The following is an 11444-nucleotide window of genomic DNA, read 5'->3' as shown; positions in this document are numbered from 1 at the left end:
GTGTAGCGCTGACAACTGGCGATCGGTAACACGGTCGCCTTGCCACGCAAAGAACGGTACCTTCTGGTGCCAATGGGATGGTAAGGAGTTAATTGTGAAAAAGTGGTTATTAGCTGCAGGTCTCGGTTTAGCGATGGCAACTTCTGCTCAGGCAGCAGACAAAATTGCAATCGTCAACATGGGTAATTTGTTCCAGCAGGTTGCACAGAAAACTGGCGTTTCTGCGACTCTGGAAAACGAATTCAAAGGCCGTGCAAGCGAACTGCAGGGTATGGAAAACGATCTTCAGTCCAAAATGCAGCGTCTGCAGCGTGATGGTTCTACCATGAAAGCAAGCGATCGCAGCAAGCTGGAAAAAGACGTAATGGCTCAGCGCCAGGCGTTCTCTCAGAAAGCGCAGGCTTTCGAGCAGGATCGTCAGCGTCGTTCTAACGAAGAACGTGGCAAGCTGGTGACTCGCATTCAGACTGCTGTTAAAGCAGTGGCTGCCGATCAGAGCATCGATCTGGTTGTTGATGCGAACGCCGTCGCTTTCAACAGCAAAGATGTTAAAGACATCACCGCTGATGTTCTGAAACAGGTTAAATAAGTAATGCCTTCAATTCGACTGGCTGATTTAGCTCAGCAGTTGGATGCAGAATTACACGGTGATGGCGATATCGTCATCACCGCTGTTGCGTCCATGCAATCTGCTAAAGCTGGCACGATTACCTTCATGGTAAGCCCTAAGTACCGTGAACAACTGGCTCAATGCCAGGCGTCAGCTGTTGTTCTGACGCAGGACGATCTTCCGTTTGCCACTAGCGCTGCACTGGTAGTGAAAAATCCCTACCTGACGTATGCACGCATGGCTCAAATTCTTGATACCACGCCGCAGCCGGCCCAGAACATTGCTGCCAGTGCAGCGATTGATCCGACGGCTCAGTTGGGTAACAACGTAGCGGTTGGTGCGAATGCCGTTATCGAGTCTGGCGTAGTGTTGGGCGATAACGTCGTTATCGGACCGGGTTGCTTCGTTGGGAAAAATACGAAAATCGGCGCCGGGACCCGTTTATGGGCCAATGTGTCCATTTACCATGAAGTTGAAATTGGCGAAAATTGCCTCGTCCAGTCCAGTACAGTGATTGGTTCGGATGGCTTTGGTTACGCTAACGATCGTGGTAATTGGGTTAAAATCCCACAGCTTGGTCGCGTGATCATTGGCGATCGTGTGGAGATCGGGGCCTGTACCACTATTGACCGTGGCGCGCTTGACGACACGATCATTGGCAATGGTGTTATCATTGATAACCAGTGCCAGATTGCGCATAACGTTGTGATTGGCGACAATACCGCGGTAGCGGGGGGCGTCATCATGGCTGGCAGCCTGAAAATTGGCCGTTACTGCATGATTGGCGGCGCGAGCGTGATTAATGGCCATATGGAAATATGCGACAAAGTCACAGTGACGGGAATGGGCATGGTAATGCGCCCTATCACTGAACCTGGCGTCTATTCCTCCGGCATCCCGCTGCAACCCAACAAGGTATGGCGTAAAACAGCAGCTCTGGTGATGAACATTGATGATATGAGCAAGCGTCTCAAGTCTCTTGAGCGCAAGATCGATCAACAAGACTAAACGTCATCCGTTTAACGCTATTTTTCCCGGCCTGTCGGCTTTCTAATAAACCGGCAGGCCGTGTTATTATTGTTATCAGTACATTTTGACAGGAAGAGTATTTTGACTACTGACACTCATACTCTGCATATTGAAGAGATTTTAGAACTTCTGCCGCACCGCTACCCGTTTCTGCTGGTAGACCGTGTGCTGGATTTTGAAGAAGGTCGTTTTCTGCGCGCAGTGAAAAATGTTTCCGTGAACGAGCCGTTCTTCCAGGGGCACTTCCCTGGTAAGCCTATCTTCCCGGGTGTGTTGATTCTGGAAGCGATGGCTCAGGCTACCGGTATTCTGGCGTTTAAAAGCGTTGGCAAACTGGAGCCTGGTGAGTTGTATTACTTCGCGGGTATTGATGAAGCGCGCTTTAAGCGCCCTGTCGTGCCTGGTGATCAGATGATCATGGAAGTCACTTTTGAAAAAACGCGTCGTGGCCTGACTCGCTTCAAAGGCGTAGCGCTGGTTGACGGCAAAGTTGTTTGCGAAGCGACGATGATGTGTGCTCGTAGCCGGGAGTCCTGATACGTGATTGATAAATCCGCCTTTATTCATCCTACCGCGATTGTGGAAACCGGTGCCATCATTGGCGCTAACGTCCACATTGGCCCGTTTTGTATTGTTGGACCCCATGTCGAAATTGGTGAGGGTACAGTACTGAAATCTCACGTTGTCGTGAATGGTCACACGACCATTGGCTGCAATAACGAGATCTATCAGTTCGCCTCCATCGGCGAAGTTAACCAGGATCTTAAATATGCTGGTGAGTCGACCCGTCTGGAAATTGGCGATCGTAACCGTATTCGCGAAAGCGTCACCATTCATCGTGGAACAGTACAGGGTGGTGGGTTGACGAAGGTGGGCAGCGATAACCTGTTTATGGTTAATGCGCATATCGCGCACGACTGTACCGTGGGTGACCGCTGTATTCTTGCCAACAACGCAACGCTGGCAGGACACGTATCGGTTGATGACTTCGCAATTATTGGCGGCATGACCGCAGTCCATCAGTTCTGCATTATTGGTGCACACGTGATGGTCGGCGGATGCTCCGGTGTGGCGCAGGACGTCCCACCGTATGTGATTGCGCAGGGCAACCATGCCACGCCGTTTGGCGTGAACATCGAAGGCCTCAAGCGTCGTGGCTTTAGCCGCGAAGCGATTACTGCCATCCGCAACGCGTACAAACTGCTGTACCGTAGCGGCAAAACGCTGGAAGAGGCGAAGCCGGAAATTGCCGAGCTGGCGAATAAGTACCCGGAGGTGAACGCGTTCATGGAATTCTTTGACCGTTCAACAAGGGGTCTGATTCGTTAATGGTCGACAGTCGTCCGCTTACGATAGCCCTGGTCGCCGGAGAAACCTCCGGCGATATTCTTGGTGCAGGTCTTATCCGTGCGCTTAAGGCGCGTGTACCCAATGCACGATTTGTTGGCGTTGCTGGCCCGCTGATGCAGGCCGAAGGCTGTGAAGCCTGGTATGAAATGGAAGAGCTGGCTGTGATGGGCATCGTTGAGGTGCTGGGGCGGCTACGCCGTTTACTGCATATTCGTGCCGATCTTACTCGCCGCTTTACCGAACTGAAACCCGATGTGTTTGTCGGTATCGATGCACCTGATTTCAACATTACCCTCGAAGGGAATTTGAAAAAGCAGGGCATAAAAACCATTCATTACGTCAGTCCGTCCGTCTGGGCGTGGCGACAGAAACGCGTTTTCAAAATCGGACGGTCCACCAACCTGGTGCTGGCTTTCCTGCCTTTCGAAAAAGCGTTTTACGACAGATTTAATGTTCCGTGCCGTTTTATCGGTCATACCATGGCGGATGCGATGCCATTGGATCCGGATAAAAACGCGGCGCGCGACGTGCTCGGCATCCCGCACGATGCGCACTGTCTGGCATTGCTGCCAGGCAGCCGTGGCGCAGAAGTTGAGATGCTGAGCGCCGATTTCCTCAAAACAGCGCAAATTCTTCGCCAGACCTATCCCGACCTTGAAGTGGTTGTTCCGCTGGTGAATGCCAAACGCCGCGAGCAGTTTGAGCGCATCAAAGCGGAAGTCGCCCCGGATCTTCACGTTCGTCTTCTGGACGGGAAAGGGCGGGAAGCGATGTACGCGAGCGATGCCGCGCTGCTGGCCTCCGGCACGGCGGCGCTGGAATGTATGCTGGCGAAATGCCCGATGGTGGTCGGCTATCGCATGAAGCCGTTCACCTTCTGGCTGGCAAAACGTCTGGTGAAAACGGATTATGTCTCCCTGCCAAACCTGCTTGCCGGGCGCGAGCTGGTGAAAGAGCTGTTGCAGGATGAGTGCCAACCGCAGGCGCTTGCCGATGCTCTGCTGCCGCTGCTTGCCGACGGCAAGACCAGCCACCAGATGCATGATACGTTCCGTGAACTGCATCAGCAGATCCGCTGTAATGCCGATGAGCAAGCGGCTGATGCGGTGCTGGAGTTAGCAAAATGATGGAATTTGTTTATCCTCACACCCATCTTGTGGCAGGTGTGGATGAAGTGGGGCGTGGTCCGTTAGTCGGGGCAGTAGTTACCGCAGCGGTGATCCTCGATCCGACCCGCCCGATTATTGGGCTGAACGACTCTAAAAAATTGTCCGAAAAGCGTCGACTGGCGCTGTTTAGTGAGATTCAGGAGAAGGCGCTGGCCTGGAGCCTGGGGCGCGCTGAACCGCATGAAATCGACGAGCTGAATATTTTGCATGCCACGATGCTGGCGATGCAGCGTGCGGTGGCGGGTCTGAAAATACCCCCGGAATACGTCCTGATTGACGGTAACCGCTGTCCGTCATTGCCTATGCCTTCGATGGCCGTGGTCAAAGGCGATAGTCGCGTTGCTGAAATCAGTGCCGCTTCTATTATTGCCAAAGTGACACGCGATGCCGAAATGGCCGCGCTGGATCTCACTTACCCTCAGTATGGTTTCGCCCAGCACAAGGGGTATCCAACAGCTTTCCATCTGGAAAAGCTGGCTGAACATGGCGCAACCGAACATCACCGGCGCAGCTTTGGCCCGGTGAAACGCGCGCTGGGACTGGTGTCCTGAATCAATACGCAAGCAATTAAGTAACGCGGAATCTGAAGATGGCTGAACCACGTTTCGTACACCTGCGGGTGCATAGTGACTACTCCATGATCGATGGGCTGGCGAAGACCGGACCGCTGGTTAAAAAGGCGGCCTCTCTTGGCATGCCTGCACTGGCGATCACCGATTTTACCAACCTGTGTGGCCTGGTGAAGTTCTACGGAACGGCGCATGGCGCGGGGATGAAGCCTATCGTCGGTGCAGATTTTCATGTGCAGAGCGATCTCATCGGCGATGAAATGACGCAAATCTCCGTGTTAGCGATGAACAACACGGGATATCAAAACCTCACACTGCTTATCTCAAAAGCCTATCAACGCGGCTATGGCGCGCTGGGGCCGTGGATCGATCGCGACTGGCTGGCTGAGCTAAATGAAGGGCTGCTGCTGATCTCTGGCGGCCGTATGGGTGATGTCGGTAAATGCCTGCTGCGTGGCAACAGTGCATTGGTGGAACAGTGCGTCTCGTTTTATGAAGAGTACTTCCCGGATCGCTATTATCTGGAGTTGATTCGTACTGGCCGCCCTGACGAAGAGAATTATCTGCACGCTGCTGTCGCGTTGGCTGAAGAGCGTGGCTTGCCCGTGGTGGCAACGAATGACGTGCGTTTCCTGGAGTCTGGTGATTTTGACGCGCACGAAATACGCGTCGCTATCCACGATGGCTTCACCCTCGACGATCCAAAGCGTCCACGTAATTACTCTTCGCAGCAATATATGCGCAGCGAAGAGGAAATGTGCGAACTCTTCTCCGATATTCCGGAAGCGCTGGAAAATAGCGTCGAGATAGCAAAACGCTGCAACGTTACCGTGCGCCTCGGAGAATACTTCCTTCCGCAGTTCCCGACGGGAGATATGACCACGGAAGATTTCCTGGTCGTGAAATCCAAAGAGGGTCTGGAAGAGCGTCTGGAATTCCTGTTCCCGGATGAAGAAGAACGCAAAAAACGTCGTCCTGAATATGACGAACGCCTGGATATAGAACTCCAGGTGATCAACCAGATGGGCTTCCCGGGCTACTTCCTGATCGTTATGGAGTTTATCCAGTGGTCGAAGGATAACGGCGTGCCGGTAGGTCCGGGACGTGGTTCCGGTGCGGGTTCACTGGTTGCTTACGCGCTCAAAATTACCGACCTCGATCCGCTGGAATTCGACCTGCTGTTCGAACGTTTCCTTAACCCGGAACGTGTCTCCATGCCCGACTTCGACGTCGACTTCTGCATGGAGAAACGTGACCAGGTTATCGAACACGTGGCGGATATGTACGGTCGTGATGCGGTATCGCAGATTATTACTTTCGGTACGATGGCGGCAAAAGCGGTTATCCGCGACGTAGGCCGCGTGCTGGGACATCCGTACGGCTTTGTTGATCGTATCTCGAAACTGGTCCCGCCCGATCCGGGCATGACGCTGGCGAAAGCGTTCGAAGCCGAGCCGCAACTGCCGGAAATTTACGAAGCTGACGAAGAAGTCAAAGCGCTGATCGACATGGCGCGTAAGCTGGAAGGGGTCACGCGTAACGCCGGGAAACATGCGGGTGGGGTGGTTATCGCTCCAACCAAAATTACCGATTTTGCGCCGCTTTACTGTGATGAAGCAGGTCAGCATCCGGTTACCCAGTTTGACAAGAACGATGTGGAATACGCCGGGCTGGTGAAGTTCGACTTCCTCGGTCTGCGTACTCTGACCATCATCAACTGGGCGCTGGAGATGATCAACGCCCGCCGTGAGAAGAACAGCGAGCCGCCGCTGGATATTGCCGCTATCCCGCTGGATGACAAGAAAAGTTTCGACATGCTGCAGCGCTCGGAGACCACCGCGGTCTTCCAGCTTGAATCCCGCGGCATGAAAGACCTGATTAAACGTCTGCAACCTGACTGTTTCGAAGATATGATCGCACTGGTGGCGCTGTTCCGTCCGGGACCCCTCCAGTCAGGGATGGTAGATAACTTTATCGACCGCAAGCACGGGCGCGAAGAGATTTCCTACCCGGACGTTCAGTGGCAGCATGAAAGCCTGAAACCAGTACTGGAACCGACCTACGGCATCATTCTGTACCAGGAACAGGTTATGCAGATTGCCCAGGTGCTCTCTGGTTATACCCTTGGCGGTGCGGACATGCTGCGTCGTGCGATGGGTAAGAAAAAGCCGGAAGAGATGGCCAAGCAGCGTGGCACCTTCGAAGAAGGGGCGAAAAAGAACGGCGTTGACGGCGAACTGGCGATGAAAATTTTCGACCTGGTGGAGAAATTCGCCGGGTACGGATTTAACAAATCTCACTCTGCCGCCTATGCTTTGGTTTCGTACCAGACGCTGTGGCTGAAAGCGCACTATCCGGCTGAGTTTATGGCGGCGGTTATGACCGCCGATATGGACAACACCGAGAAGGTGGTTGGTCTGGTGGATGAGTGCTGGCGTATGGGGCTGAAGATCCTGCCGCCGGATATCAACTCTGGCTTGTACCATTTCCACGTTAACGAACACGGAGAAATCGTTTACGGGATCGGTGCGATCAAAGGTGTGGGTGAAGGCCCGATCGAAGCGATCATCGAAGCCCGTAACAACGGTGGTTATTTCCGTGAGCTGTTCGATCTTTGCGCCCGTACGGATACCAAAAAACTGAACCGCCGCGTGCTGGAAAAACTGATCATGTCTGGCGCGTTCGACAGGCTCGGGCCGCACCGCGCCGCGCTGATGAACTCGCTCGGCGATGCGCTGAAAGCAGCCGATCAACATGCGAAAGCGGAAGCCATTGGCCAGGCGGATATGTTCGGTGTGCTGGCAGAAGAGCCAGAGCAGATCGAGCAGTCATACGCCAGCTGCCTGCCGTGGCCAGAACAGGTGGTACTGGATGGTGAGCGTGAAACGTTAGGTTTGTACCTGACGGGGCACCCGATCAACCAGTACATCAAAGAAATTGAGCGCTATGTCGGAGGCTACAGGCTGAAAGACATGCATCCGACAGAACGTGGTAAAATCACCACGGCTGCGGGGCTCGTGATTGCTGCAAGGGTAATGGTCACCAAGCGCGGCAATCGTATCGGCATCTGTACGCTGGATGACCGTTCCGGGCGTCTGGAGGTGATGTTGTTCACCGACGCGCTGGATAAATACCAGCAATTGCTGGAAAAAGACCGCATACTTATCGTCAGCGGACAGGTCAGCTTTGATGACTTCAGCGGGGGGCTTAAAATGACCGCCCGCGAAGTGATGGACATTGACGAAGCCCGGGAAAAATATGCTCGCGGGCTTGCTATCTCGCTGACGGACAGGCAAATTGATGACCAGCTTTTAAACCGACTCCGTCAGTCTCTGGAACCCCACCGCTCGGGGACAATTCCAGTACATCTCTACTATCAGAGGGCGGATGCACGTGCGCGGTTGCGCTTTGGTGCAACGTGGCGTGTCTCTCCGAGCGATCGTTTACTTAACGATCTCCGTGGCCTCATTGGTTCGGAGCAGGTGGAACTGGAGTTTGACTAATACAGGAATACTATGAGTCTGAATTTCCTTGATTTCGAACAGCCGATTGCTGAGCTGGAAGCGAAAATCGATTCTCTGACAGCGGTAAGCCGTCAGGATGAAAAACTGGATATTAACATCGACGAAGAAGTGCATCGTCTGCGCGAAAAAAGCGTAGAACTGACGCGCAAAATCTTTGCCGATCTCGGCGCATGGCAGATTGCCCAGCTGGCGCGTCACCCACAGCGTCCGTACACCCTGGATTATGTCCGCCTGGCGTTTGATGAATTTGACGAACTGGCCGGCGATCGCGCATACGCTGACGATAAAGCCATCGTCGGTGGTATTGCTCGTCTGGATGGACGCCCGGTGATGATCATTGGTCATCAGAAAGGTCGTGAAACCAAAGAGAAAATCCGTCGTAACTTTGGTATGCCTGCACCAGAAGGCTACCGTAAAGCTCTGCGTTTGATGGAGATGGCTGAGCGTTTCAACATGCCAATCATCACCTTTATCGACACGCCAGGCGCATACCCGGGTGTGGGCGCGGAAGAACGTGGCCAGTCTGAAGCTATCGCACGCAACCTGCGTGAGATGTCTCGCCTGAGCGTGCCGGTCATTTGTACCGTTATCGGTGAAGGTGGTTCCGGTGGTGCGCTGGCGATTGGCGTTGGCGATAAAGTTAACATGCTGCAATACAGCACCTATTCCGTTATCTCTCCGGAAGGCTGTGCGTCCATTCTGTGGAAAAGCGCCGACAAAGCGCCGCTGGCCGCAGAGGCGATGGGCATTATTGCTCCACGTCTGAAAGAGCTGAAGCTGATCGATACCGTTATCCCGGAACCTCTGGGTGGCGCGCATCGCAAGCCTGAAGTGATGGCGGCTTCCCTGAAAGCACAGCTGCTGGCAGACCTGGCAGACCTCGACGTGCTGAGTAAAGAAGATTTGCTGAACCGTCGTTATCAGCGTCTGATGACCTACGGTTACGCATAAGCTTCACAATTGTCTGAAAAGCCGCACAATGTTGCGGCTTTTTTTATACCTGCCGTTTACCTTAACTATGCTTAGCTAATATTTTTCAAGGAGGTAAACCGTGAACATTATTGCCATTATGGGGCCGCACGGCGTCTTTTATAAAGACGAGCCCATCAAGGAGCTGGAACAAACCCTGCAGTCGCGCGGGTACCAGCTGATCTGGCCACACAATAGCGCCGATCTGCTGAAATTTATTGAGCACAACCCGCGTATCTGCGGGGTAATCTTCGACTGGGATGAGTACGACCTCGAGCTGTGCAGCGATATCAACAAGCTGAACGAATATCTCCCGCTGTACGCGTTTATCAATACCCACTCGACGATGGATGTCAGCGCCCATGATATGCGTATGGCGCTGTGGTTCTTTGAATATTCGCTTGGCGTCGCGGACGATATTGCGACCCGTATTCAGCAGTACACGCGTGAATATCTCGATAACATCACGCCACCGTTTACCCGTGCGTTGTTTACCTATGTGAAAGAAGGTAAATATACCTTCTGTACGCCCGGACATATGGCGGGAACGGCGTATCAAAAAAGTCCGGTGGGCTGTCTGTTCTATGATTTCTTTGGTGGCAATACGCTAAAAGCGGACGTGTCGATTTCGGTCACTGAGCTGGGATCTCTGCTCGACCATACAGGCCCGCATCTGGAAGCTGAAGAGTATATTGCCCGCACGTTCGGCGCTGAGCAAAGCTATATGGTGACCAATGGCACCTCGACCTCGAACAAAATTGTCGGGATGTACGCCGCCCCCGCTGGTAGCACCTTGCTGATTGACCGGAACTGTCATAAATCGCTGGCGCACTTGCTGATGATGAGCGACGTCGTACCGCTCTGGATGTCACCCACACGCAACGCGCTCGGTATCCTCGGCGGTATTCCACGCCGGGAGTTTGCGCATGAAGCCATTGAAACAAAGGTTGGGACTGTTCCAGGCGCAAGCTGGCCTGTCCATGCGGTGATTACCAATTCCACCTATGACGGTTTGCTGTACAACACCAACTGGATCAAACAGACGCTGGACGTACCCTCGATCCACTTTGATTCCGCGTGGGTACCCTACACCAATTTCCACCCGATTTACGCGGGTAAAAGCGGCATGAGCGGTGAACGCGTGCCGGGTAAAGTGTTTTTTGAAACGCAGTCGACGCACAAAATGCTGGCCGCCTTTTCCCAGGCTTCGCTTATTCACATCAAAGGCGAGTACGACGAAGAGACGTTTAACGAAGCTTTTATGATGCACACCACGACCTCGCCGAGCTATCCGCTGGTTGCCTCCATTGAAACGGCAGCGGCAATGCTGCGCGGTAATCCTGGTAAGCGTTTGATTAACCGCTCGGTTGAACGAGCACTGCATTTTCGTAAAGAAGTTCAGCGACTTAAAGATGAAGCTGACGGCTGGTTCTTCGATATCTGGCAACCGGAAGAGATTGATGAAGCAGCATGCTGGCCCGTCTCACCCGGTGAAAACTGGCATGGTTTCCGCGAAGCTGATCGCGACCATATGTTCCTCGACCCGGTAAAAGTCACGATCCTGACGCCGGGCATGGATGAGCAGGGTAAGATGAGCGACGAAGGGATCCCCGCCGCGCTGGTGGCGAAATTTCTTGATGAACGGGGTGTGGTGGTTGAAAAAACGGGTCCTTATAACCTGCTGTTCCTGTTCAGTATTGGTATTGATAAAACCCGGGCGATGGGGCTATTGCGCGGGCTGATGGAGTTTAAGCGCGCTTATGATCTCAACTTGCGGGTGAAAAACATGCTGCCGGATCTTTATGCTGAGGATCCTGACTTCTATCGCAATATGCGTATTCAGGATCTCGCTCAGGGGATCCATCGGCTTATTCGGCAGCACGATCTGCCGCGTCTGATGCTGCAGGCGTTCGATGTTTTGCCAGAAATGAAGCTTACCCCACACAAAGCATGGCAGCGGCAGGTGAAAGGGGAGGTCGAAACCGTTGAGCTGGAAAATCTTGTCGGGCGCGTATCGGCCAACATGATCCTGCCTTACCCGCCGGGTGTACCGCTCCTGATGCCGGGAGAGATGATTACCGAGGAAAGCCGGGCCGTGCTCGATTTTCTGTTGATGCTTTGCTCGGTAGGGCGTCACTATCCAGGATTTGAGACGGATATCCACGGTGCGAAGCGCGATGAGAACGGCGTTTACTGGGTGCGAGTCCTAAAATAAAGATGGCCA

Annotated in this window: 9 protein-coding genes; all 9 read left to right on the top strand. The window is 53.5% G+C overall.

The features are described from left to right. Positions 1-94 precede the first annotated feature (94 nt). Complete coding sequence (gene skp / locus AC0XWG_RS03035; RefSeq protein ID WP_008501902.1) at positions 95-589, top strand: molecular chaperone Skp; 495 nt, start codon at positions 95-97, stop codon at positions 587-589. A gap of 3 nt (positions 590-592) precedes the next feature. Then, positions 593-1618, top strand: coding sequence for a UDP-3-O-(3-hydroxymyristoyl)glucosamine N-acyltransferase (lpxD, locus tag AC0XWG_RS03030; protein WP_114979150.1), 1026 nt, complete (start codon positions 593-595; stop codon positions 1616-1618). A 102-nt stretch (positions 1619-1720) separates the two neighbouring features. After that, complete coding sequence (gene fabZ / locus AC0XWG_RS03025) at positions 1721-2176, top strand: 3-hydroxyacyl-ACP dehydratase FabZ (RefSeq protein WP_010426706.1); 456 nt, start codon at positions 1721-1723, stop codon at positions 2174-2176. Positions 2177-2179: 3 nt separating this feature from the next. Continuing rightward, positions 2180-2968, top strand: a complete 789-nt coding sequence (gene lpxA, locus AC0XWG_RS03020) for an acyl-ACP--UDP-N-acetylglucosamine O-acyltransferase (RefSeq protein WP_049005315.1) — start codon at positions 2180-2182, stop codon at positions 2966-2968. Then, the gene (gene lpxB, locus AC0XWG_RS03015) at positions 2968-4116 is read left to right on the top strand and encodes a lipid-A-disaccharide synthase (RefSeq protein ID WP_128348525.1); all 1149 of its coding nucleotides are present in this window, start codon (positions 2968-2970) and stop codon (positions 4114-4116) included. Before lpxA ends, lpxB begins: the two co-directional genes overlap by 1 nt. After that, positions 4113-4709 (top strand): ribonuclease HII, encoded by a 597-nt coding sequence (gene rnhB, locus AC0XWG_RS03010; RefSeq protein WP_134708322.1) that lies wholly within the window; start codon positions 4113-4115, stop codon positions 4707-4709. Before lpxB ends, rnhB begins: the two co-directional genes overlap by 4 nt. 38 nt (positions 4710-4747) lie before the next feature. Continuing rightward, a complete protein-coding gene (dnaE, locus tag AC0XWG_RS03005; protein WP_475680365.1) occupies positions 4748-8230 on the top strand; it encodes a DNA polymerase III subunit alpha in 3483 nt (1160 codons plus the stop codon). 12 nt (positions 8231-8242) lie between these two features. Beyond that, entirely contained in the window at positions 8243-9202 is a 960-nt protein-coding gene (gene accA / locus AC0XWG_RS03000) for an acetyl-CoA carboxylase carboxyl transferase subunit alpha (RefSeq protein ID WP_006810033.1), read from the top strand. 100 nt (positions 9203-9302) lie between these two features. Beyond that, the gene (locus AC0XWG_RS02995) at positions 9303-11435 is read left to right on the top strand and encodes a lysine decarboxylase LdcC (protein WP_475680364.1); all 2133 of its coding nucleotides are present in this window, start codon (positions 9303-9305) and stop codon (positions 11433-11435) included. Positions 11436-11444: the final 9 nt, after the last annotated feature.

Source organism: Enterobacter sp. DVT3837 (assembly GCF_056238685.1).
The sequence above is the reverse complement of the archived record's forward strand: the minus strand, read 5'-3'. Positions and strand labels throughout refer to the sequence as shown.

Coding starts and splice junctions, on each gene's coding strand:
- lpxD (WP_114979150.1), top strand. CDS start 593: ATGCCTTCAATTCGACTGGCTGATTTAGCTCAGCAGTTGGATGCAGAA.
- lpxB (WP_128348525.1), top strand. CDS start 2,968: ATGGTCGACAGTCGTCCGCTTACGATAGCCCTGGTCGCCGGAGAAACC.
- rnhB (WP_134708322.1), top strand. CDS start 4,113: ATGATGGAATTTGTTTATCCTCACACCCATCTTGTGGCAGGTGTGGAT.
- dnaE (WP_475680365.1), top strand. CDS start 4,748: ATGGCTGAACCACGTTTCGTACACCTGCGGGTGCATAGTGACTACTCC.
- accA (WP_006810033.1), top strand. CDS start 8,243: ATGAGTCTGAATTTCCTTGATTTCGAACAGCCGATTGCTGAGCTGGAA.